This is a genomic window from Burkholderia sp. WTPI3, from assembly GCF_021483755.1.
GTDB lineage: Bacteria > Pseudomonadota > Gammaproteobacteria > Burkholderiales > Burkholderiaceae > Burkholderia.
Map to the genome: position 1 here is coordinate 170,738 of NZ_JAGIXF010000005.1, position 23,272 is coordinate 194,009.

Annotated in this window: 23 protein-coding genes and 2 pseudogenes; 5 read left to right on the top strand and 20 right to left on the bottom strand. The window is 68.1% G+C overall.

Translation table 11 applies throughout. From position 1 onward, the window contains the following. Positions 1 to 6: 6 nt before the first annotated feature. From J7024_RS04980 to J7024_RS05005, 6 genes are all read right to left on the bottom strand, one after another. Positions 7 to 804 (bottom strand): CoA-transferase subunit beta, encoded by a 798-nt coding sequence (locus J7024_RS04980; RefSeq protein ID WP_124825261.1) that lies wholly within the window; start codon positions 802 to 804, stop codon positions 7 to 9. A gap of 10 nt (positions 805 to 814) precedes the next feature. Then, entirely contained in the window at positions 815 to 1,708 is an 894-nt protein-coding gene (locus J7024_RS04985; RefSeq protein ID WP_124825262.1) for a CoA transferase subunit A, read from the bottom strand. 9 nt (positions 1,709 to 1,717) lie between these two features. Beyond that, positions 1,718 to 2,614, bottom strand: coding sequence for a VOC family protein (locus J7024_RS04990; RefSeq protein ID WP_234744832.1), 897 nt, complete (start codon positions 2,612 to 2,614; stop codon positions 1,718 to 1,720). 198 nt (positions 2,615 to 2,812) lie between these two features. Beyond that, positions 2,813 to 3,229 (bottom strand): type II toxin-antitoxin system VapC family toxin, encoded by a 417-nt coding sequence (locus tag J7024_RS04995; protein ID WP_175750468.1) that lies wholly within the window; start codon positions 3,227 to 3,229, stop codon positions 2,813 to 2,815. Further along, complete coding sequence (locus tag J7024_RS05000; RefSeq protein WP_014899176.1) at positions 3,216 to 3,452, bottom strand: FitA-like ribbon-helix-helix domain-containing protein; 237 nt, start codon at positions 3,450 to 3,452, stop codon at positions 3,216 to 3,218. Before J7024_RS05000 ends, J7024_RS04995 begins: the two co-directional genes overlap by 14 nt. A gap of 327 nt (positions 3,453 to 3,779) precedes the next feature. Next, the gene (locus tag J7024_RS05005) at positions 3,780 to 4,997 is read right to left on the bottom strand and encodes a glycosyltransferase family 87 protein (RefSeq protein WP_234744833.1); all 1,218 of its coding nucleotides are present in this window, start codon (positions 4,995 to 4,997) and stop codon (positions 3,780 to 3,782) included. Between the two features lie 139 nt (positions 4,998 to 5,136). On the opposite strand from J7024_RS05005, the pseudogene J7024_RS05010 reads away from it, so the two are divergent. After that, positions 5,137 to 5,571: pseudogene (locus J7024_RS05010) on the top strand (acyltransferase family protein); the annotation flags it as partial. 13 nt (positions 5,572 to 5,584) lie between these two features. Here J7024_RS05010 and J7024_RS05015 read toward each other — a convergent pair. From J7024_RS05015 to J7024_RS05070, 12 genes are all read right to left on the bottom strand, one after another. Next, positions 5,585 to 6,238, bottom strand: coding sequence for a hypothetical protein (locus J7024_RS05015; RefSeq protein WP_124825633.1), 654 nt, complete (start codon positions 6,236 to 6,238; stop codon positions 5,585 to 5,587). Between the two features lie 1,049 nt (positions 6,239 to 7,287). After that, positions 7,288 to 7,563 carry a DUF1634 domain-containing protein gene (locus J7024_RS05020; RefSeq protein WP_234744834.1) on the bottom strand — a complete coding sequence of 92 codons (276 nt, stop codon included), beginning with the start codon at positions 7,561 to 7,563 and terminating at the stop codon, positions 7,288 to 7,290. After that, a complete protein-coding gene (locus J7024_RS05025; protein WP_124825267.1) occupies positions 7,560 to 8,411 on the bottom strand; it encodes a sulfite exporter TauE/SafE family protein in 852 nt (283 codons plus the stop codon). Before J7024_RS05025 ends, J7024_RS05020 begins: the two co-directional genes overlap by 4 nt. A gap of 12 nt (positions 8,412 to 8,423) precedes the next feature. After that, on the bottom strand, positions 8,424 to 9,167 hold the full coding sequence (locus J7024_RS05030) for a GntR family transcriptional regulator (protein WP_124825268.1): 744 nt from the start codon (positions 9,165 to 9,167) through the stop codon (positions 8,424 to 8,426). Positions 9,168 to 9,230: 63 nt separating this feature from the next. Then, positions 9,231 to 10,004 carry an SDR family NAD(P)-dependent oxidoreductase gene (locus J7024_RS05035; RefSeq protein ID WP_124825269.1) on the bottom strand — a complete coding sequence of 258 codons (774 nt, stop codon included), beginning with the start codon at positions 10,002 to 10,004 and terminating at the stop codon, positions 9,231 to 9,233. A 31-nt stretch (positions 10,005 to 10,035) separates the two neighbouring features. Continuing rightward, positions 10,036 to 11,616 (bottom strand): FadD3 family acyl-CoA ligase, encoded by a 1,581-nt coding sequence (locus J7024_RS05040; RefSeq protein ID WP_124825270.1) that lies wholly within the window; start codon positions 11,614 to 11,616, stop codon positions 10,036 to 10,038. A gap of 52 nt (positions 11,617 to 11,668) precedes the next feature. Continuing rightward, positions 11,669 to 12,715, bottom strand: coding sequence for a ferredoxin--NADP reductase (locus tag J7024_RS05045; protein WP_175760001.1), 1,047 nt, complete (start codon positions 12,713 to 12,715; stop codon positions 11,669 to 11,671). A 10-nt stretch (positions 12,716 to 12,725) separates the two neighbouring features. Next, positions 12,726 to 12,905 (bottom strand): hypothetical protein, encoded by a 180-nt coding sequence (locus J7024_RS05050; protein WP_234744835.1) that lies wholly within the window; start codon positions 12,903 to 12,905, stop codon positions 12,726 to 12,728. A gap of 51 nt (positions 12,906 to 12,956) precedes the next feature. Continuing rightward, positions 12,957 to 13,475, bottom strand: coding sequence for a flavin reductase family protein (locus J7024_RS05055; RefSeq protein ID WP_124825273.1), 519 nt, complete (start codon positions 13,473 to 13,475; stop codon positions 12,957 to 12,959). Further along, a complete protein-coding gene (locus tag J7024_RS05060; protein ID WP_234744836.1) occupies positions 13,475 to 15,232 on the bottom strand; it encodes an FAD-dependent oxidoreductase in 1,758 nt (585 codons plus the stop codon). Before J7024_RS05060 ends, J7024_RS05055 begins: the two co-directional genes overlap by 1 nt. Positions 15,233 to 15,242: 10 nt before the next feature. Then, positions 15,243 to 16,436: an acyl-CoA dehydrogenase family protein gene (locus J7024_RS05065; RefSeq protein WP_234744837.1), complete on the bottom strand. Its 1,194-nt coding sequence runs from the start codon at positions 16,434 to 16,436 to the stop codon at positions 15,243 to 15,245. Positions 16,437 to 16,613: 177 nt separating this feature from the next. Beyond that, a complete protein-coding gene (locus J7024_RS05070) occupies positions 16,614 to 17,753 on the bottom strand; it encodes an LLM class flavin-dependent oxidoreductase (RefSeq protein WP_124825276.1) in 1,140 nt (379 codons plus the stop codon). 259 nt (positions 17,754 to 18,012) lie between these two features. Between J7024_RS05070 and J7024_RS05075 the strand changes: the two genes are divergently transcribed. After that, a complete protein-coding gene (locus J7024_RS05075) occupies positions 18,013 to 18,363 on the top strand; it encodes a VOC family protein (RefSeq protein ID WP_011355015.1) in 351 nt (116 codons plus the stop codon). Positions 18,364 to 18,480: 117 nt separating this feature from the next. On the opposite strand, the gene J7024_RS05080 is transcribed toward J7024_RS05075, so the two are convergent. Further along, positions 18,481 to 19,341, bottom strand: a complete 861-nt coding sequence (locus tag J7024_RS05080) for a LysR family transcriptional regulator (protein WP_124825277.1) — start codon at positions 19,339 to 19,341, stop codon at positions 18,481 to 18,483. Positions 19,342 to 19,501: 160 nt separating this feature from the next. Between J7024_RS05080 and J7024_RS05085 the strand changes: the two genes are divergently transcribed. Further along, positions 19,502 to 20,890, top strand: a complete 1,389-nt coding sequence (locus J7024_RS05085; protein WP_124825278.1) for a DHA2 family efflux MFS transporter permease subunit — start codon at positions 19,502 to 19,504, stop codon at positions 20,888 to 20,890. A gap of 33 nt (positions 20,891 to 20,923) precedes the next feature. Here the strand turns inward: J7024_RS05085 and J7024_RS05090 are convergent, their stop codons facing one another. Next, positions 20,924 to 21,304 carry a DUF4377 domain-containing protein gene (locus J7024_RS05090; protein ID WP_124825279.1) on the bottom strand — a complete coding sequence of 127 codons (381 nt, stop codon included), beginning with the start codon at positions 21,302 to 21,304 and terminating at the stop codon, positions 20,924 to 20,926. Between the two features lie 246 nt (positions 21,305 to 21,550). Between J7024_RS05090 and J7024_RS05095 the strand changes: the two genes are divergently transcribed. Both J7024_RS05095 and J7024_RS05100 read left to right on the top strand, forming a co-directional pair. Further along, entirely contained in the window at positions 21,551 to 22,726 is a 1,176-nt protein-coding gene (locus J7024_RS05095; RefSeq protein ID WP_175750460.1) for a helix-turn-helix transcriptional regulator, read from the top strand. A gap of 247 nt (positions 22,727 to 22,973) precedes the next feature. Then, a pseudogene (locus tag J7024_RS05100) lies at positions 22,974 to 23,272 on the top strand (tyrosine-type recombinase/integrase); the annotation flags it as partial.

Genomic DNA, 23,272 nt, shown 5'->3' on the forward strand with positions numbered 1-23,272 from the left:
CGGACCTCATCCGCGGCGCGGCGCCGGGTTGTTGCGCACGATCGTCGCGCGCAGGTTGTGAGGGTCGAGCGCACGCACGATGCGCAGGTCTTGCGCGCCCGGAGCGGCCGTCGTGTCGAGTTCCGGATGCGCGAGCAGCGGAAAGCCGGTCGCGTCCTGCACCTCGTCGAAGCTCACGCCCGGATGCAGCGAGCGCACGCGGATCGCGTGGTCAGGCCCGCCGAAATCCATCACGCACAGATCGGTGACGATGCTGCGCAGGTCGACGAAGGTCTTCATGCCAGGCAGCCGGCGCGCCGGGTTGTAGCCGACGGTGCACACCATGTCGACTTCGCCTTCGACGAACGTGCGCTTGCCGTGGCCGCTGACGAAGAACGAGTTCGCGTGGTTCGTCGAATTGCCGGGAAAGCCGCGCGCGCCGAGCAACTGGGTTTTCGGGCGGGCGTAGTCGTCGCCGAGCCACGAGATGTTCGCCTGGCCGAAGCGGTCGATCTGCGTCGGCATCACGAGTGCATGGCGGCGGCCGTGCCACAGGCAGTCGAACACCCGCTCGTAGGTCATCCAGCCGCTCGCCTTCACGCGATAGCCGTCCGGACGCGGCCCGAGCGGGATCGGCTCCTCGACGAGATACGCTTCGCCGTCGGTCAGCATCAGTCCGTTGTTGTAGGCAAGCCGCGCGAGGCCGGCCGCGAGCCGCGGGCCCGTGCCGATGCCGGTCGCCAGCACTTCGCCGTCGTCGCGCCAGAGTCGCGCTGACGCGACGATCATCAGTTCCGCGAGGGAATGGTCGAGAGATTCGCTCACAGGCGCTCCTTTACAGAATCGGCAACGGCAGCGTCGTCACGTGCGACAGCCCGCCGACGCCTTCGAGGTACTGGCGTTCGTCCTGGCCGACCACGTCGCGCAGGTACGCCGCCGTCTTCGCGTCGTCCTCCGCGCTCGCGCAGTACGCGCGCAGGTGCGGCAGGTCCCAGCCGTAAGCCGGCCCGCACGAGGTCGGGTGCGCGCCGCCCGGCGCATGCACCACGCCCGTGACGAGCGAGCGCTCGAACGGGTTGCGGCGCGCGGCGTCGAGGTCGTCGCTCGCGAGCGACGCGTCGACCGTTTCCGCGGACACGTAGCAGCGCTTCGCCGCGCGTGCCATCCACGCGTCGAAGAACGGATCGGGGCCGTCGATGCGCGTGTTGCCCATCCGGTCGGCCGCGTTCACATGCAGCAACGCGACGTCGAGTTCGATCGCCGGCATCGCGAGCAGCGTTTCGCCGTCGTCGTACGGCGATTGCACCGTGCGCAATTGCGGTGCGTGATCGAGCAGCGCGGTGCCGAGCCCGGCGCGCGTCGGCAGGAACGGCAGGCGTGCGGCAGCCGCGCGCAGGCCGAGCTGCAGCATCCCTTCGTCGAGTTCCAGCACGTCGACGCGGCCCTGTTCGCGGGCCCGGCGGAAATGCGGTTCGAGCGGGATCACGTCGAGCGACACGAAGCCGAACACCGCCTTGCGGACCTTGCCGGCAGCGCACAGCAGGCCGATGTCGGCGCCGCCGTACGCCACGATCGTCAGGTCTTTCAGGTTCGAGCGCGCGATCTCGCGCACCAATGCCATCGGCTTGCGCCGCGGCCCCCACCCACCGATGCCGATCGTCATGCCGTCGGCGAGTTGCGCGACCACGTCGCGCGCGGACATCGTCTTGTCAAGAGGTTTCATCGTCATCGTGCTGGCTTACCGGTATCCGATGCTGAAGTCGTGGCCCCACTGGCTCACCTTGGTGGCCTCGAACACGGCGTGCTTCGACCAGTCGACCGTGAGGCCGCCGAAGCCGTATTCGAGATCGAAGCCGCCGGGGGTCTTCATGTAGAACGAGATCATCTGGTCGTTGCAATGCCGGCCGAGCGTCGCCGACAGCTTCACGTCGTGCGCGGCGACCCGATCGAGCGCGCGGCCGACTTCGTCCATCGAGTCGACTTCGGCCATCACGTGCACGCAGCCCGACGGCACGGCCATCTCGAACAGCGCGAGGCTGTGATGGCGCGCGTTGCGGCAGTGCATGAAGTGGATGCGCTTTTCGGGTTCGGCGGGATCGGGCGTGAACTTCACGCGGTAGATGTCGGACAGCTCGAAGCCCAGCACGCCGCGCACGAACGCGTCGGTCGCATCGAACTGCGGCGCCGGCAGTACCGCGTGGCCCAGGCCCATGTCGCCGGTGACGAAACGCGCGACACCCAGCGGCGACACGAAGCGGCGGAAATCGCAGCACGGGCCCCAGTACAGTTCGTGCCGGTTGCCCGACGGGTCGGTGCACCATGCCATCGCCTGCACGCGGCGCAGCGCGTCTTCGTCGCGCGTGGCGCGCACCGCTTCGACGCCCGCCTGCTGCAGCGCAGCCAGCGCGGCGTCGAACGCGGCGCCGTCGGGCAATTCCCAGCCCGACGCGAAATAGCGGTCGGTCGCGCCGGGGACGATCACATAGCGGAAATCGCGCTCGTCCATCTTCAGGTACAGCGCGCCGTCGGGCGCGTCGAGCGCCTGCATGCCCAGCACGTCTTCGGCGTAGCGGCGCCACGCGTCGACGCGGGTCGCCTCGACGACGACGTAGCCGAGTGCACGGACATCGATCATGTCGGCCTCCTCCAGGTTCAGAATCCGTTGTTCGTGAAAGGATTCTGGCCGCTTGGGGATGGCGTCACATCGTCTGTTGGGACGAGAGGCGAAGGGGAATCGGGGGGTGCCGGTGCGCGGGAAAGCCCGGCAAAACGGGCGATGCGCGACGAAGAAGGCGAAAGGCGGCGGGAGCTTGCCGCACCGCGGCAACCCGGATCAGTCGAAAGGGTTCAGCAGCCGGACGCCGGTGCGGGAGAAATCGTCGACATTGCGCGTGACGACCGTGAGATCGTTGATCAGCGCGGTGGCCGCGATCAGCTTGTCGAGTTCGTGGGTCGGATCGGGCACACGCAGATGGCCCCACATCTGGCTGGTCTCGATATCGACCGACAGGATGTTCGACGCATAGCCCGACAGGATCGTCGCCATCCAGGCCTCGAACGCCGACGCCTGCTGGTGATCGCCGCGGTGGCGGATCAGATCGACGCCGCGCCGAAGCTCGGCCACCGTGACGATGGACAGGTAAAGCGGACGCGCGTCGGACTCGGCCTGCCTGAAGAATGCGCGCACGCCGCGGTTGGTTCGCTTGCCCTTTCTGATTTCGCTGATGACGTTCGTATCAATCAAAAACACGCCTGACCTCGCCGGAATCCTGAACACGTTGGAAATCCGCGTCTTCGCCGACGTCCGGCATGCTCATCAGCACCTGCGCGAATGTCCGTCGCTTCGGCCGGCCGAGCGCATCGGCCAGAATGGCCCGATGTTCGGCCTCGGCGCTCCTGCCGTTGGCTGCGGCCTGCTCGCGCAGGCTCTGAACGATACTGTCATCCACGTTACGCACCAGAAGATTTGCCATGGGTCCCTCCATCCAGATGGCTATCAATGATAGCGTTTCGACGGTGAATTGTAAGCATTGCTATCATCGTCGCGACTGGAAAGAAGACGGAGATCGGCGTGGGCCGGTGGTGGCGGACGGCATGAATCCGCCCACCTGCCGACACCGGCCCGACGCGTCGAACTGCTGTGACACAAGGCAAGCGGGATCCGCGCAACAAAAAAGACGGCCGAATGGCCATTCACCGACGGGCGGCCGAGACACGTGCATAACGTCCGGCGCGGAGCACAGCCCTGATCGTTGCCCGGTGCGGCTCGTCGCGGCCCGCTCGCAACCGGCGCCAAGAAATCAACGGCTTGCCGCAGCGCACCCGACGCCGGCGGGCATCGAACCTGCCGCCCGCCGCACGATCACCACCAGCACCGCGACCAGGATCACGGACGCAACCGGCCACATCGTGCCGGTGATCACCGCGATGAACGCCTGGGCCGGCGTGATCCACGCGAGTGCGATGACGGCGATATCGAGCCGGTCCGGCCCGACGTTCCGGCAGTCGAGCAGCAGGAAGACGACCGGCAACACCAGCCACAACAGGTCGTAGTACATGTAGTACGGCTGGACGAGCAACGTCGCCGCGGCGAGCGCCGCCGCGCGCAGTTCGAAGCGCGCGCCGCGAATCCACACATACGCGAGGGCTGCGACCGCCATCACGGCAACGCTCGCGTGCACGCCGTACGCGAGCGGCAGCGGCGCACCCGCGGCCCGCACCATCGCGAACAGCGACGGCATGCCGCGCCAGAACGTCTCGCCATACTCGACCACGCCGCGATTGAAGGTCGGCAGGAACGCGATAAACGCGCGCCACGCATCCGCCCCGAATGCAGCCACGGAAGCCGCGACGAACGCGACGCTGAACATGCCGGCCGACACCAGCGCTTTCCAGTGCCGGCCGCAGATCAGCGCGAGCGGGAACAGCACGCCGTATTGCGGCTTCATCGTCAGCAGCGCAATGCACGCGCCTGCCACGATCGGCCGCGAACGGAGCAGCAGCGCCGCGCCGGCCGCCGCGACGGTCAGGAACGCGTTCTGCATCGTGAGGGCGGCGCCGATCAGGCCGGGGAAGGCGGCAATGGCCAGCCGCCGCTGCGCATCGAGCGGACGCGCCAGGCACGCGACGACCGCCGCGTAGCAGGCGATCGACAGTACGCCGAACACCACGATCGCGCGTGCGAACGATACAAGGCCGAACGGGATCACCACGAGCAGGAAGGTCGGCGGATAAGGCCACGGTGCGAACTCGCCGGATGGCCGCAGCGCTGCCTCGATCGGCTGAATCCACTGTGGCGAGAAGATCGCCGTCGGGCCGTGCTCGAGCGCAACGCGCGCCGCGGCCCAGAAGACCGCGAAATCCGACCCGACCATCGGAGCGGACCGGTCGTGCAACCGGTAATAGCGGAAGACCCACACGACGACGGCAATGATCTGCAGCGCCAGCGCCGCGGCCGCGTATGTGCCGACGCGTCGCTCATCGACTGCACGATCGCCCGATCCACGCGTCGTCTCCATCAGCCACCCCGCGGTTTTGCTCCGGTGAAGTATAGGTGACGCCTTTCGCGCTGAAACATCACGTTGCACATCGGTCCGCAGCCGTCTCGACCGTTTGATACCACCGGAACACAAGACCGGCGATCGAACGCCGCGGGCCGCGCTGTTCGGCACGAAATCGGCGGCCACGGTCACGCTGCTGATCCTCGCCGTGTCGCCGTACCCAGCCGAACGCGATTCAATCGTGGGCGCGCTGCCGCTGCTGCCGGTGTTCCTCCGCGTCGCGGGCGGAAACAGGTTCTACGGCGTGCTCAAAACCCGCCCGCTTGCGCCGCTCGGCACCGCCAGCTTCAGCATCCACATGGTGATCGTCTACATGATCATTCACGCGTTCGACAAGTTCGTATTCCAGATCGATTCCGCCAACGACGCGAGCATCTGGGCGCTTGCTCTGGCGTGCGCGCTGATCGCCGTCTTCTGCTCGCTGCTGACCTACCGCTACATCGAGCATCCGTTCATCGCGAAGCGCAACCCTACCCGCGCGGCACGTCCGACGGCCGAACCCGCACCTGACCGTCGCACGGCTACGCTGTAACAATACGTGCGACTCAGAACCGGTACGAGATCCCGATCTGCAGCACCGGATACCACCGGTAGCGCGACATCATCTGGTTCAGGTCGTCGAGACCGCTGGCGACCAGGATCTGGCTCTTCTGCGGGCCGGCCGCGGCAGCGAGCGCCGGCGACAGCGTGTACGAACATCGCGGGATCCCGTAAGCGACGCCCAGGTCGGCGACGAACCCGAACCCTTTCGATGCCGGCCGGTGCCCGTAGCCGATCCCGAAATACGGCATCACGTCCGGATAGCGCGCCTGCGCGACCGCGTACATGCCGGGCAGTGCCGGATACGTCTTGCCGGCGAACACGTAGGTGCCGTCGGTCGGCACCGATACGCCGGTGATTTCGTCGTTGTTGAAGCGCAATCCGAGCGTCGCGCGAAAGCCGCTGCCGCGCCACGGGAAGATATCCGCGTACAGTCCGCCTTGCCGCAGCTTGAGGTCGTCCTGATAGCGATTGCCGGCCACCGAAAAGTCACGCGACAGGGTAATCGCATTGAAATCCGCGTGCGCGCCCAGCATCGAGTTGAAACTCACGGCCGCGCCGACCCCAACCCCTTGCGTGCCGCCCTGCAGATAGATTTCCTGTGCGTGTGCGCTGGCCGCGAACAATACCGTCAGCGCTGCCCACTGGTTCACTGTCATTTTCACGAGCGTCTCCCCGACTCGCGCCGGGCGCGCCGCCCAGCCGCGTGCGGTCCTCGGCCGCCACGCGTGACGCGTTCCCCGGCACGACACCTCGCAAGCAAGCTTGCTGTTTGACGAATCGAACGCACACTGCCCTTCGTGTCGCCGATACGACGCATCACGCGTCCGACGCGACGGGCGTCAACCCGCGGCCCGATCCGATCCCCGTAGTTTCGATGTCGTTGCGTGCCGCTCCCGCGATACGTTCTTCTGGCCAGTCGCGGGTGGTACGAGCGGCACCGACCTCATCGCAATGCCTGTGCCACACGGCGCAAACACGTGCGGGGCGGCCCTCTGCGCCAAACGTCTGCTCGTATGCGTAATCGAATTGGAGGAAATGTTTCAGACGCGCATCGTTTTTGCGGCGCTTCGTCGCCGCACACGTGACTGGGGACATCCCGCAGCGAACGCCGCAACGCACGCCAGGCAACCATGCGAGGTTGACGACATGTCTGCATCGCGGCGCGGTGCGGGCGGGTGAGATGACATGCATCTGGCGAAACGTTTCATCAACGTGACGTCGCGCAGGGTCGCGCGCGGGCGCGATGTGTGATTGCTTCGTGCGGATCAGGGAGAATACGGAGGGCAAGCCATCGGATCTCGACGCCAACCGGAGTGATCCCGAGCACCCGATGCACTTGAGAGAGCGTATGCTCGCAAGCGGCAGTTCATCGGCGATCGTCTCCGCGGAGCCAAGTAAATATAACGCCTAAGCCGAGATAAAGCCGATTCCGGAAACGGGCTGGTTTGCCGCTCGATCGCAATCGAAACAGCGAGCGTTTGAGATTCGGGCAGACCGTCGGAAACGAGTGAACAAGACCAATCGACTCGCGGGAATATCGTGAAGCGCATCGCACTTCTTTTAGAATGCGGGAAAGCTGTCGCGGATCGCCACGTCGATTCCAGGCAGACCGGCGTGGCAACTCGCGCGGCGATTTGACTCTCGCGCACCGGGGCCACCACCCCGCACCCCGACCACCACCCCACCCGCGATGTGATCGCTAGCATCAGCATCGACAGCACTGGCTGATCCAGTCGCGCTCGCGCAGAAAAATCCCCATCAACAACGCGACGCGCGTCACCGGCAGCAGAATGAACAACGCGACGCCGGCTTTCGCGAGCGCATGGCCGTCCCGGCCGAGCATGCCGGCATCCGCAACCGGCCACCCCGCACCGAGCAGCATCCCGGCCGCAATCAGCATGCACGCGCACATCGTGCCGTACCGCAGCAGCATGGCAACGGCCCGATCGCGACGCTCGACGCCATCGACGATACGCGTCATGCCGCGCCTCCCGGTGCGTGAACGCCGAGCGCGCTCAGGAACATCTCTACCGCCAGCAGCAACAGCACGACGACGAAAAAGACGCGCAGCTTGTCGGCCGGCAGACGGATCAGCATCCGCGCGCCGACGATCGCGCCGATCACCGAGCCGAGCGCAATCGGCCCGGCCAGACGAATATCGATGTCGCCACGCGTGAAATAGGCGCCCGCGCTCGCAGCGGCCGTCACGCCGATCATGAAATTCGACGTGGCCGACGACACCTTGATCGGCAGCCGCAGCGCCGTATCCATCGCGGGAATCTTCAGCACGCCGGAACCGATCCCGAGCAACGCGGAAATCAGCCCCGCGCCGTACATCAGCGCCATGCCGAACGGCACGCGCCCGACCTGGTAGTCGATCTCGCGGCCGGACACCGGATCGGGAAAGCTCGCATGCAGGCGCAGCGCACTGGCCCAGCTAGCGGCATCGGGCGGCCCGTCGACGACCGCATCGTGCCGCCGCGCCAGCATCTGCTTCGCGGAGACCACGAGAATGATCGCGAACAACCCATACAGGAACGATGCCGGCACGCGGCCGACCAGCAGCACGCCGGTGAGCGCGCCGAGCGTCGTCGCGGTTTCGAGCACGACGGCGAGCCGGACGTTGATCAGTCGCCCCGACAGGAACGACGCGGCGCCGCTGCAAGAGCACGCGATCACCGACACGATGCTCGCGCCGATCGCGGTCTGGATATCGACGCCGAACAGCAGCGTGAGCAACGGCACGACGAAGATGCCGCTCGCCATCCCGAGCACGCCGCCGAGCGCGCTTGCGCCGAACGCCGCGACGCACAACCACAACGCTTGCATGACCGTGCGCCCTTACGAACGCTCGCCCGCGCGGCGGCTCAGCCGCGTGACGAAACGGATGAGGTCGCCGCGGTAATAGAGCTTCTCGAAGTCGACCGGCCGGTGCGCGTGCGTGTGAGACGTCCGTTCGATCAGGAAGACGGGACTGCCGGGCGCGACCGACAGCGCCTGCGCGACGTCCGCCGGTGCGGCGACGGCTTCGAGCCGGTATTCGGCGTCGACGAGCGGCACGTCGTAGCGCTCCTCGAGCAACGAGAAAATCGGCTCGGCTTCCAGATCGTGCGCGACGATCTTCTCGCCGAGTTCGCGCGGCAGATAAGTTTCGTCGAACGAGACGGCGACGCCGTCGGCCAGGCGCACGCGCCGGATCCGCATCACGTCGGTGCCGGGCGGCAACGCGAGCTGCCGCGCGACGGCGGCATCGGCTTCGACGATTTGCCGATCGACGAGCCGCGCGCTCGGCGTGCGGCCGAGCGCGTGCATGTCCTCGACGAAGCCGGTCAGTTCGGTCAATTCCTGCGTGATCTTCGGCTCGGCGACGAACGTGCCCTTGCCGCGCCGAATTTCGACGAAACCGCGCGCGACGAGGTTTTCGATCGCCTTGCGCACGGTCGTGCGGCTGACGCCGAACCGCTCGATCAGCCGCTCCTCGGGCGGAAGCTGGCTACCCGGCGCCAGCGTGCCGGCCGAGATTTCCGAGGCCAGCGTGGCCTCGACCTGCGTATAAAGCGGCGCATTGCCGAAATCGGAGTTCATGCAAGACATCATGACGTCATGATGTCACGATGTCAACCATCGGTCGAAACCCAGCCCGACGGGCTATAGCCCGTAGCCACCGGAGACATTCAACTGCTGCCCGGTGACGTAATTCGCGCGGTCCGACGCGAGAAACACCGCCGCGCGCCCGATGTCGTGCGCCTTCCCCCAGCGCTTGAGCGCGAGCATCTTCTGCGTCTCGTCGATCCACGCCTGGTCGAACTGCCCCTGTGCCATCAACACCGGAAACATCCCGGCCTCGATCACGCCGACCAGGATCGAGTTCGCGCGAATCTCATAGCGGCCCTCCTCACGCGCAAGCCCTTTCACGAGCGCCTCGTTCGCGGCCTTCGGCGCGACCGACAGCCCGTCGCGATCGGGCCAGCGCAGATGGCCGGCCGAGCCGAGCGTGACGAACGACCCGCCGCCCGATGCGCGCAGATGCGGCAGCGCCGCCTTCGCCGCATTGAAGAAGCCGACCGTCTCGACCTCGATCGCACGGCGCCAGTCGTCGTGTGTCATGTCGCCGATATGGCGCTGGTTCACGAACGGGCCGGCTGCCCACACGACCGTGTGCACACGGCGATGCACTTCGATTGCGGCGGCAAGCGCCGCATCGACCTGCGCGGGGTCGGTCACGTCCGCACGATGCGTGCTGACCGCGACGCCTTCGCCGCGAATGTCGCGCGCGACGCGCTCGGCGACATCCCCCTTGCTGCGATAGCCGAGCGCGACCGGCACGCCGGCGCGCGCGAACTCGAGCGCGACGCCCTGCCCGATCCCGCCGCTGCCGCCGAACACCAGCACCGCGCCCTGCGGAAATCCGTTGTCGTTCATGCGTTCACCCGTCGATGTGTCGCGGCGTCGTTCAGGCCGCCGCTTCGGTAGTCGCCCGCAGCCGGTACTTCAGCACCTTCCCTGCCGCGCTCGTCGGCAGTTGTTCGACGAACGTGAAGTGCCGCGGCACCTTGTAGTTCGCCATGTTGCGGCGCGCCCAGTCGTTCAGCTGGTCCGCGTCGGCATGCGCGCCCGGACGCAGCACGACGTACGCATGGCCGACCTCCCCGAGCCGCGTATCGGGCACGCCGACCAGCGCGACCTGCGCGATCGCGGGATGCGCGGCGAGCAGCCGCTCGATCTCGGCCGGATAGCAGTTGAAGCCGCCGACGATGAACATGTCCTTGATCCGGTCGGTGATCTTCAGGTTGCCGTTCGCGTCCACGCAGCCGAGGTCGCCGGTGTGCAACCAGCCGTCCGCGTCGACGGTTTCGCGCGTCGCGTCGGGCTGGTTGAAGTAGCCGCGCATCACGTTGTAGCCGCGCACCCAGATCTCGCCGGTCTCGTCCGGCCCGAGCACGGTGCCACCGGGCCCGGCGATGCGCAGTTCGACGTCCGGCATCGGCCGGCCCGACGTATAGGCAACCGTCGCCGCATCGTCGCCATGACGGCACAGCGTCGCGAAGCCGCACGATTCGGTGAGCCCGTAGCCGGTCAGCACCGTCTCGAAGCCAAGCTCCACGCGCATCCGCTCGATCAGGCTCGGCGCGATCGCGGCCGCGCCCGTCACCGCAATGCGCAGCGACGACAGGTCGCGCGTCGCACGATCGGGCGCATCGAGCAGCGCGTAGTACAGCGTCGGCGGCCCGGGCAGCACGGATACGCGCTCGTCGGCCACTCGCCGCAACACCTCGGCCGGCTCGAACACCAGATGCGGCAGCACGGTCGCGCCGCTCGACAGCGCGGCGAGCCAGCCGGCCTTGTAGCCGAACGTATGGAAGAACGGGTTGACGATCAGATAGCGGTCGTCGTGGCGTACGCCGGCGATCTTCGCCCACGCCTGTGCGGCACGCAGGTTCTGCCCGTGCGCGGTCATCACGCCTTTCGGGCGGCCGGTCGTGCCGGACGTGAACATCAGGTCCATCACGGTGTCGGGCGTCACCTGCGCCTCGCGCTCGCGCACCGCGTCGATCGATACCGCCGCGCCGCGCGCGAGGAATGCGTTCCAGGTCTCGTCGTGCGTGCCGGACGGCGGCTCGCCGTCGAACACGACGACGCGCTCGAGCGTCGCGGGCCGGTGCGGCGCGAGCATCGCCGGATAGGATTCGCCGAGGAAGGTGCCACAGCAGAACAGCAGTCGCGCGCCGCCGTCGTGCAGGATGCCGCCGACCTCCATCCCCTTCATCCGCGTGTTGACCGGCACGAGGATCGCGCCGACGGTATGAATCGCCAGCGCCGCGACGATCCATTCCGGCAGGTTCGGAGCCCACACCGCGATCCGGTCGCCGGCATCGATGCCGCTCGCGAGCAGCGCTCGCGCCGCTTCGAGGCGGGCGGCATCGAGCTCCGCATAGGTGAGCCGGCCGTGCGCCGATTCGATCGCCGGATGCGCGCCGTGGCGCGCGGCAGCCCGTGCGATCAGCGCGGGCGTCGTAAGAATTTCGTTGTCCATCGTCGTAAGGATCGCAACAGGGTTGCCGGGCACGCCGTCGGCGTGCCGCGGCTCAATCGGGGAACACCACGCGCAGCGCGTCGCTCGCGGGCCGTGCGCAACAGGCAAGCGTCCAGCCGGCCGCGATCTCGTCGTCGTCGAGCACGTGGTTGCTGTCGAGCGCCACCTCGCCGCGCTCGATCCGGCACATGCACGCACCGCATTGCCCCATCCGGCAGGAATTCGGTGCGGGCACGCCGGCGCGCAACATCGCGTCGAGCAGCGTTTCGCCGGGCGCGCTGTCGAACGTGAACGCGTCACCGTCGAGCACCGTCTCGATCGCCGCGCCGTCGCCGGCTTCGGCGGCCGTCGCGGCGGCATCGGCCTGCGCCGGCGCATCGGGCAACGACGCGAAGCGCTCGACATGCACGCGCGCCCGCGGCAGCCCGAGGCCGAGCATCGCGGCAAGCGCGTTCTCCATGAACAGCGCGGGTCCGCAGATGAACGTCTCCTGCCGGCTGAACGGCCGCGCGAGTTCCTCGAGATGCCGCTGCTGCGGCACGCCCTGCACGCTGTCGAGCCAGTGGATCACGCGCAGCCGGCCCGGATGGCGATGCGCGAGCTGCTGCAGCTCGTCGCGGAAAATCACCGAGCGTTCGTCGCGGTTCGCATAGATCAGCGTCAGCATCCCGCGCCCGTGCACGAGCGCCGATTTCAGGATCGACAGCACTGGCGTGATGCCGCTGCCGCCCGCGAACAGCAGCAGGTCGCCGTCGAGCGTGCGCGGCGTGAAAACGCCGGCCGGCGGCAGCACGTCGAGCGCATCGCCCGCACGGATGTGGTCGCACAGCCAGTTCGACGCACGGCCGTCGCGCACGCGCTTGACGGTGATCTTCGGCGCGGCGTCGATGCCCGGCGCGCTCGACAGCGAGTAACAGCGTGCGACGGTCGCCTCCGCGCACGGCACGTTCAGCGTGAGGAACTGGCCGGGCCGGTACGCGAACGCGTCGCGCAACGCGGCAGGCACGTCGAACACGAACGAGCACGCGTCGTCGCTTTCGGCAATCACGTCGGCAACGGTCAGCCGGTGGAAACGGGAATCGATCGAGGTATCGCTCATCGCCGGTTCCTCATGCCACGCCGGCATCGTGCCGGCCCGCTTCGCGCGCGGCGACCTGCTGCGGGTTCGACGCGAGCGCCGGCGCGATGCACGCGAATGCGTTCAGCACATACGCTGCCGCGCCGCCGATCAATTGCGCGAGCTCGCGCACGATCGTTGTGTCCGCATCGTTCTCGATGCCGCGGTTCATGGTGCATGTCATGGGTAGCCTCTTTCCGGTGCGGTAAAACACGCGCCGCCGTCACGCGGCCACGCGGCTCGCGGGCGCGCCGGGCGTCGTGTACGCGCCGTCGAGATAGACGAGCGGATCGACGTCGCCGGTCATCAGCACCTCGCGGATCCGGCCGATGAACACCGTATGCGTGCCGTATTCGAACCGGCCGTCCTGCTCGCATACGAGGCTCGCCTGCGAGTCGTGCAGATACGGGACGCCGAGCGGCGACGTGTGCCAGTCGCCGGTCGTGAAGCGCGCCTCGCCCTTCAGGCGGCCGCTGCAGTCGATCGCGATGCCTTCATGACGCGCCGACAGCACGTTCACGCAGAACGGCGCGCCCGCGTCGAGCGGCGGATACAACGACGCGTTGCGGTTGATGCAGATCAGCAGCGATGGCGGATCGGTCGACAGCGAATCGACCGCCGTCGCGGACATCGAGTAGCGCCGGCCGGCGTGCGCGCTGCTGATGACCGTGACGGAGCGCGCGAGGCGGCGCATCGCGAGCAGCATGTCGGTGCGCAGCGGATGGGTAGTGAGATCGCTCATCATTGGACTCCGTCAAGTTCAGTCGTGGACGGCCGGGCTGTCCGGCCGCCGGCGTCGGCCGCTTGCGCGGCCAGGTGGTCGGCGGCGATGAACCCGAAGGTCATCGCCGGACCGAGTGTCGAGCCCGCGCCGGGGTAGCTCGCGCCCATCACCGATGCACTGGTGTTGCCGATCGCGTAGAGACCGTCGATCGGCACACCGTCGGCGCGCAGCACGCGCGCATGCGCGTCGGTGACCAGCCCGCCTTTCGTGCCGATGTCGCCCGCGTCGATCCGCACCGCGTAGAACGGCGCTTCGTCGACCTGCCCGAGGCACGGATTCGGCTGGTTTTTCGGATCGCCGTAGTACGTATCGAACAGGTTGTCGCCCTTGCCGAACGCTTCGTCGATACCAGTGGCCGCATAGCGCGCCATGTCGCGCAGCGTGTCGTGCAGCCCCGCCGCATCGACGCCGATCCGCTCGGCGAGCGCGTCGATCGTGTCGGCCTTCACGAGCACGTCGCGGAAGGCGTCCGGAATGCGTGCGTCGGGCATCATCGACGCCGGCATGATCGGCCCGCACGGATACTTGCGGCGAAAGCGCGCGTCGAACACCATCCACGCCGGCACGCATGCGCCGGTGCGCGCATGGTCGCGATACATTGCCGGCACGAATTCCGAGTACGGCGCGGCTTCGTTGACGAAGCGCTTGCCGAGGCCGTTGACGATCACGCAGCCCGGCAGGTTGCGTTCGACGAACAGCGCGCGCTGCTTCTCCTCGCCCGCGACGCCGACCGTCGGCGCGCCCCACACGTGCTCCATCAGCGCGAGCGCGCCGCCGAGGCGGTGGCCTTCGGCGATCGCGTCGCCGGTGTTGGCCGGTGGCGTCGCGCTCCACTGCATCTGCGTCGGTTGCGGCAGGTAGCGTTCGCGCATCGGCTGGTTGCGCTCGAAGCCGCCCGCGCCGAGGATCACGCCGCGGCGCGCCGCGATCGTCACCGGCTGGCCGAAGCGCTGTGCGCGCACGCCCGTCACGCGGCCGTCGACGTCGAGCAGGTCGCGCATCGGCGTGTCGAGCCACACCGGCACATTGCGCTCGAGCAGCGCGCGGCGCAGCCCTCCGATCAGCGCGTTGCCGAGCGTCAGGCGCCGGTCGCGCCGCGTGCGGCGGCGCACGCCGACGTCGAGCCAGTAGCGGCCGAACTGCGCGATCGCGAGCTTCATGAAGCCCGGCCCGCGCGAGAACAGCGTATGCGCCTCCTTCGACGTCACCGCGACGCGGCCGCCGATCAGCGTGCCGGGCGACGGCGGCCGCAGCCGGTCGAGCTCGTCGCCGAGCAGCGCGCCGTCGAACGGCCGCGGATCGAGCGCGCGATAGCCGGGCATCGCCCCCGGCAGCTTCTGGAAATAATCCGCGTACTTCGGTAGCGCCTGGTAGCGCACCGGCGTCTTCGCTTCCAGGTAGCGCAGCATCTCGGGCGCCTGGTCGAGATACGCATCGATCCTGTCGCGCGGCGACGCGCCGGCCGTGCATGCGTCGAGATAGCGGCGCGCGGCCTCGCGCGTATCGGTCGCGCCGAGTTCGGCGATATGGTGGTTGCACGGTATCCAGATGCCGCCGCCCGACACCGCCGACGTGCCGCCGTACAGCGGGGTCTTCTCGATCACGACGACGGACAGCCCGCGGTCGGCCGCGCGGCACGCCGCGAGCAGCGCGCCCGCGCCGGAGCCGACGACCACGACGTCGAACACGTATTGCTGCGCTTGCGTGTCGTTCATTGCCGCCTCGTCAGATGAAGTAGTCCGTGTTCTCGCGGCCGAGCATCACGGCGCCGAGGTTCTGGCCGAAACGGTCCACGTTGTTCGCGTAGTGCGCACGGGCCGCATGCAGATCGAGGAAACGGCGCACCAGCGGATTGCGGTGATAGATGCCGTTGCCGCCCGCATAGCGAAGCAGCGCGTTCGCGGCCTGCGCGCAGCGCTCGGCGACCTGCGCGGACTGATAGCGGAAATGCACGCGGCGCTCGATCGACACGGCCGGGCCGCCCGTCACCGACGCCATCAGTTCCGCGAAATTGCGCTTGAGCAGCACCTTCATCTCGTCGATCGCGACGGCCGCGTTCGCGCATGCGTTCTGCACGCCCGGATCGTCGGTCGTCTTCGCGCCGCTGTTGGCCGACACGCGCGTGGCCGCATAGCCGATGAAATCGTCGAGCGCGCCTTGCAGCGCGCCGATACACGACGTGCACACCGCGCGCACGAAAATCTGCGCGAACGGCAGCTTGAACAGCGGCGCATCGTTGACGGCGAGGCCCGGGCTCGTGCCCATCATCCCGTCGATCGCCTTGTGCGTGCGGTATGCGGGCACGAACACGTCGTCGACGACGACGTCGTGGCTACCCGTCGCGCGCAGGCCGAGCACGTCCCAGTCCTGCTGGATCCGGTAGTCGGATTTCGGCAGCAGGAACGTGCGGTACTCGGGCGGCTGGCCGGCTTCGGCCGGCGGCACCAGCGCGCCCAGGAACACCCATTCGCACAATTCACTGCCGCTCGAGAACTTCCAGTGGCCGGACAGGCGGAAACCACCTTCGACCGGGGTCACGCGGCCGACCGGCATGTAGGTCGACGCGATCAGCGTCGCCGGGTCCTTGCCCCAGACGTCCTGCTGCGCGCGCTCGTCGAACAGCGCGAGCTGCCAATTGTGCACGCCGACGACGCCGTACACCCATGCCGTCGACATGCAGCCGCGCGCGAGCGCCATCTGGATGTCGAAGAAGGTCTGAGGATCGAGCTCGTGGCCGCCGTAGCGCTTCGGCTGCAGCACCTTGAAGAAGCCGGCGGCCTGCATGTCGGCGATCGTCTCGGCCGGAATGCGGCCCTGCGCTTCGGCTTGCGCGGCGCGGCCGGCGAGCGTCGGCGCAAGCGCCTCGGCCCGGGCGATCAGCGTGGCGGCCAGTGCGTTCGAATCGTTGTCGCGATGCACGAATGTCTCCTTATATCTTCGATTTGCTTCAAACTTCAGCGCTGCCGCGCCACCCCGGCTTCTTTCACCTGGTTCGCCGCGGCGGGCGCCGCGAGCGTGGGTTCCTGCTGCCGATGGTCGGCCTCGCGCGGCCGCGCCGCATCGTCCGAAGGGACGACGGGCGCGGTCCGGCCCGCATTAGGCGCAGGCGCGCTCCTTCTCATTGTTGAAGAACGGGATCACGTGCTCGCCGATATTGCGGATGGTCTCCATCTGCGCGTCGTGCGGTACCGTACCCATCTGGCACAGGAACAGCACTTCGTCGACGCCCGCTTCCTGCAAGCGGCCGACATAGCCGATACAGTCGTCGACCGTGCCGTACGCGTGGTTCGGGTTCATCATCGCGAGCGCCGGATCGGCGAAGTTCACGACGACTTCCTCGGACGCGAAGCGCGAACGGATCACCATCTCGCCGGTGTCGGCCTGCACGAGGTCGTCGCCCCACTTCGCCGGATCCGGACGCTCGCCGCCCGTGTACCAGTAAGCGAGCGACTCCATGAAGTAGCGCTGGCCGCGGATGCCGATCTTGCGGGCCTTCTGGCCGTCGGCCATCACGACCGTCGGGCACAGCGCGGCGAGGTGCTGGGTCGGGCGGAAGCCGACCTGGTCTTCCGGCTTGCGGTTCGCCCATGCTTCGCGATACACCGCATTCTTCTTCGCGACTTCATCGGGGCCGCCGAAGCCGAGCACCAGCGCGCCCATCCCGCGCTGGCCGGCGCGCAGCAGCGCGTCGGTGTTCGTGCACGCGAGGTACATCGGCGGGTGCGGATCCTGCATGGGCTTCGGGTGAATCGGACGCTTCGGAATCTTGATGTATTTGCCGTCGTGCTCGATCTCGTCCTGCACGAACATCTTCGGCACGAGGTACATCGACTCGTCGATCATCGGCTGCAGTTCGTTGAGGTCGTAGCCGAACGCGCCCGCTTCCTGCTGGCTGCCGCCCTTGCCGACGCCGAAATGCACGCGGCCGCCCGACAGGATGTCGAGCAGCGCGACCCGCTCGGCCACCTTGATCGGATGGTTCATCGCCGGCGGCAGGCACACGACGCCGTGACCGAGCCCGATGCGCGTCGTGCGGCCGGCCAGGTACGCAAGGAAGGTTTCCGGCGCGCTCATGTGCGCATAGTTGGTCAGCGACGTGTGCTCCACGCACCAGATCGTGTCGAAGCCGACCTGCTCGGCCAGCAGCGCCTGTTCGACCGTCTCCTTGAACACCCGGTGGTCGCCCTCGCGCGATGCGTCGGTGGTCTGGGCTTCGTAGATGAGGGAAAACTTCATTGCGTGCGTCTCCATGTATGTTGGACGAGTCGGGGTCGTGCAGCCGCCCGCACGATACGGACGAATAGCGACGGTCCACGAATGGGAGTGTCCGCGCGCGGGCCCGCACGGGCATCGTCTGTTTGGAGTAACGGCGCGCCTGCGGGAACAGAGGGGTTTCACCGTCATCCGATCGGACTGCGTCGCGGCCGGCACCGCGCGCTAGGATCGAACGACGGTGCAGTGCGCGCCGCACACATCACGACAAGGGAGAGAGGAAATGAAGGTATCGATGCTGCTGTATCCGGTCGACGACATCGACACGGCCTTGCCGCTGTTCGTCGACGGACTGGGCCTGAACGTGAAGTTCCGCGACGGCGACCGCTATTGCGCGCTCGACGGCGGCCCGCTGACGATCGCACTGGTGGCCGGCGACGAGCAGATCGTCGAACGCGCGGCGCTCACGCTGCGGGTGGACGAGGACGACGATCTCTATGCGGCGATGGCGCGGGTCGTGAAGGCCGGAGCGTCGGTGCGCGTGCCGGTGCAGGCGGGGCCGCACGAATACCGCGCGGTGCTGGAGGACAAGAACGGCGCGCTGCTGGTGATTTCGCAGAAACGCGCCGCGTGAGGCGGCAACGCATGGCGCATGGCGCACGGCCCGGCCGGCGAAACGCTGGCCGCACGAATACCGTGCATCAGGTATCGACGGGCATCGCGTTCACGACACGCATTACACCTACCCGCATTACGCGGCCGCGCCCGGTGCGCGCAGGTCGCTGGTTTCCAGCAGCTCGAGCAGCGTGCCGGCCGGCTGGCTGAGCCGCTTCGCGGCGAGCGCGATGAATTCGACGTCGGGGAGCGCAGGCAGCCCGTCGCCGTTGACGGGCGGTGCCAGCCCGCGTGCCGACAGGTACTGCGACGTCGCGGTGAGCCCGAGCCCGGCCCGCGCGGCCGCGATGCAGCCCGGCTGGCTGCTGCTCGAACACACGACTTCCCAGCCGATCCCCTTCTCGGCGAGCGCGTTCAGCACCACCGCGCGCGTGACGCTCGGCTCGGCCACCAGCACGAGCGGCAGCGGCCGCTCCAGGTCGACCACCGTGCCCGGCCGCGCAACCCATTCGAGCCGTGCGCGCAGCAGCGGCGTGCCGCGCCGCTCGCCGAGCCGCCGCTTGCCGACCATCAGGTCGAGCGCGCCCGCGTCCATCAGCTCGTAGAGCCGGCTCGTCATGCCGGTGGTGATCTCCAGCGCGACGTCCGGGTGCGCGGCGCGGAACGCCGCGAGCACGTCGGGCAGCGCGACCAGTGCGAGATCGTCCGACGCGCCGAGCCGCACGCGCCCTTGCAGCCGCGGCTTGCGGAACTGCGACTCCGCGCGGTTCAGCGCCTGCAGGATCACGTTCGCATGCACGAGCAGCGCTTCTCCGTCGGTCGTCATCGCGATCGAATGAGTGTCGCGCACGAACAGCCGCCGCCCCACGCTCTCTTCGAGACGGCGGACGTGTTCGCTGACGCTCGACTGGTTGAGCCCGAGCTGCCGCCCCGCTTCGGTGAAGCTGCGGCAGTTCGTGACGGTGGCGAAGGTCTTGAGCCAGACGGGATTGAGCATGATGCATTGTCATTGGCAAATCCGATGACAGTCAATGCCTTGAGGCAGCTTCCCGATAACCACCGGAATCGGTACCATCGGACGCTTGTAGACTGGCCGGGCGCCGGCGCGGGCCCGCCGCGCAGCCTCCGGCCACGGTCGCCGCACCTCGAATTACGTCATGTCCCGGGAACCCTCACACTCCGCGCTGTTGTGGATCGTCGCCGCTGCGTTCTTCATGCAGTCGCTCGACACGACGATCGTCAACACCGCGCTGCCGTCGATCGCGCAAAGCCTGCATGCGTCGCCGCTCGCGATGCAGCCGATCGTGGTCGTCTACACGCTGACGATGGCCATGCTCACGCCGGCGTCCGGCTGGCTCGCCGACCGGTTCGGCACGCGCCGCGTGTTTTCGCTGGCGATCCTCGTGTTTTCCCTCGCATCGATCGGCTGCGCCGCATCGCACACGCTCGGCCAGCTCGTCGTCGCGCGCGCCCTTCAGGGCATCGGCGGCTCGATGCTGCTGCCGATCGGCCGGCTCGCCGTGCTGCGCCGCGTGCCGGGCGAACGGTACGTCGCGGCGATCGCGTTCGTGTCGATTGCCGGGCAGCTCGGGCCGATCGTCGGGCCCACGCTCGGCGGCTGGCTCACGCAGGCGATTTCCTGGCACTGGGTGTTCATCGTCAACGTGCCGGTCGGCGTGGTCGGGTTCATCGCGGTGCAGCGCTACCTGCCGCACGATCAGGCGACGCAGCCGCCGCCGTTCGATTTCGTCGGCTGCGCGCTGCTGTCCGTCGCGATGATCGCGCTGTCGCTCGCGACCGATCCGCCGATGCCCACGCATCGCACCGGCTGGGCGATCGGGCTGGCCGTGCTCGGCGTCGCGAGCGCGCTCGCGTACCTGCCCCATGCGCGGCGCCGCGCACAGCCGCTGTTCCGGCTCGGGCTGTTCCGCGAGCCGAACTTCGGTTCGGGATTGCTCGGCAACCTGCTGTGCCGGATCGGCACGAGCGCGGTGCCGTTCATGCTGCCGCTGCTGATGCAGGTACAGCTCGGCTATACGCCGCTGCAGTCGGGGATGATGATGTTGCCGGCCGCGATCGCCGGCGTGATCGCGAAGCGCTGGATCGCGCCGCTCGCCAGACGCTTCGGCTATGCGGCGTTTCTGGTCGTGAATACGGGGATCGTCGGCTGCGCGATCGCCGGGTTCGCGCTGATTTCGACGCGGCCCGCGCCGGTGCTGGAGATCGTGCTGCTGATCGTGTTCGGCGCCGCGAACTCGATGCAGTTCGCCGCGATGAACGCCGTGACGCTCAAGGGGCTGTCGCACGCCGACGCCGGCAGCGGCAACAGCCTGTTCACGATGATGCAGATGCTCGCGATGGGGCTCGGCGTGTCGATCGGCGGCGGGCTCGTGAACCTGTTCGCCGCGCATTGGGGTTCGATGGCAAACGGCTTCATGCTGTCGTTCGCGTGCATGGGCTCGGTTACGCTGCTGTCGTCGGTCGTGTTCCGGCGCATCGACACGGCCGCGCCGCCGCGCCCGATCGCGCCGCGCCCTTCGGCGTAAGCGGCGCCGCGAGCAAGCGGGCGCGCCGCGCCGTCAGCTCACCTGGCGGCGCTCGACGACGCGCTTGAGCACCCAGCGAATCGACGAGCCGTCGGCCGGCGGCTGCGCAACGCGGTATTCGTCGACTTCCAGCACATATTGATAGCCGGGCTGGTACGCAAAGCCCTCGATGCCCGCGTACCACAGGCTCCACGGCTCGGCCGGGCTGCTGCGCACCTGCAGGCAGTCCATCGGCGCGACGCCCGTGCAGCGCGCCGGCTGCGGTGCGACATACACGGTTTTCGTCACCGGGCGGCCATCGGCCGGGCGGGCCGCGCGCGCGTCCGTCGCGGTCGCGCCGGTCTGGCAGCCGGCGAGCAGCGTGCTGCCGGCAATCGCGGCCGCGCCGAGCAGCGTTCTGGTCTTGCGATTCATCTGATGTTCCTGTGAAAGCGTGGGCGGGGCGATTAGACGAACGCCGTATCGAGAAAGTTCACAAATAGCTTACAGGCCGCGTGCCGTCCCCCTCATTCGCAGGATGTCGTATGTACGCCGACGCGCTACCGTATTCCGGTGCAGGTGCGTGCCGCCGCTGGCGATCGGGCCGCACTCGCACGTACGCATACGCACCAGCACGCCCGGCGCACCGCGACCCGGCGGCTGCAACAGGAGACAACCCGAATGACCACGGCGCCCCCGGCCCTTCCCCCGAGCCTTGCCCAATCGACGCTGACGCTCGAGCAATTCGACGCACTGCTCGCGAACATCTACGAAGGCCCGCTGGAAGACGTGCCGTGGGGCGACGCACTGGAACAGATTCGCGTGCATCTCGACGCGAACTACGTGACGATGATCCTGCGCTGGCCCGCCAGCGGTCACGCGGGGCTGATGATCAATGCGTCCGGGCATAGCGCGCCGCTGCCGGGCGTCGCGTCGTACAACAACTACTATTACGCGCTCGATCCGTTCGTGAACCTGCCGAGCGATCGCGTCGTCACCGTCGACGAGCTGCTCGGCGTCGGCGTGTGGCGCGGCAGCGCGATGTATCGCGAGTTTCTCGAGCCGTTCGACGTGGGCTACCTGATGGGCGCCGACCTGCGCACGCCCGACGGAATCGAATGCCGGTTCCGCGTATGCCGCTCGCATCACGGCCATGCGTTCTCGACGACCGACAAGGCCGTCTGCAACGCGCTGCTGCCGCACCTGAAGCGCGCGGTGCGGCTGCATGCGAAGTTCGGGATGGTCGAATCGGAGCGCACGCTGTACGCGAGCACGATCGACCGGATGCTCGTCGCGACCGCGATCCTCGACGAGCGCGGCGCGATCATGAAGACCAATTGCGTCGCGGACGAAATCTTCGCCGAATGCGACGGCCTGCGCGTGCGCGCCGGTGTGCTCGAAGCGTCGTATCCGCTGGAAGACCGCAAGCTGCAGAAGCTGATCCGGCAAGTGCTCGCCGAGCGCGCGGGCGGCCTGCCGACGGTCGCGCAGGCGATCGCGGTGCCGCGCCCGTCCGGCAAGTCGCCGCTCGGCGTGCTGATCCGCACGGTGCCGCTCAGCGAATGGTCGGAGGACAATCCGCGCCGGCCCGCGTGCGCGATCTTCATCCGCGATGCGGAGCGCAAGTCGCAGGCGTCGCACGACATCGTGCGCAAGCTGTTCGACCTGACGCCGGCCGAGACCACGCTGGCGCTCGCGCTCGTCAACGGGTCGACGCTCGAGGAAGCCGCCGACGCGCTCGACATCAGCAAGAACACCGCGCGCTCGCATCTGCGAGCCATCTTCTCGAAGACGGGCGTCACGCGACAGGCGACGCTCGTGCGGACATTGCTGAACAGCGTGTTGTCGCTCGGATGATGCGCGCGGCCTGCGAATCCGTCTGGTCCGTTTCAACGTCGAAGGGCAACCCGACCTGTCGATCCCTGCAACGCCGCAGGCGACAGGCAACTGATAACCGATGCAGACCACGCCGATGGCGCGGCCCGGCGAACCGCGCGACATCGCGGAAACGGTGAGGTGACCGTGCTCGCCGGCCGCGCGTTTCGTCGCCGGCCGGGCGAGCGCGGTGGACGGCGGCTTCACCGTGCGGCGATCGTGTATTACCATCGGCGCTACCTCGACCGCTTCGTCGTGCCCGCCCGGCCATGGGCGGGCGACACGCCTCGCCTCGCTTCGCATGACCTCACCCGTTCCGTCCGACGCCGCGCTGCGGCCGCTGCCCATCGATACGCTGACCGTGCCGGCCGCGCTCGACGGACGCGCGGGCACGAACCGCTCGACGAGCGCGCATCCGCAGATCGCGGCGACCAACGATCTCGACGCGGTGCGCGCGTGGCTCGCGCGCTTCGTCGATACGCCCACCACGTTCCAGAACTATCGCAAGGAAGCCGAGCGCCTGCTGCT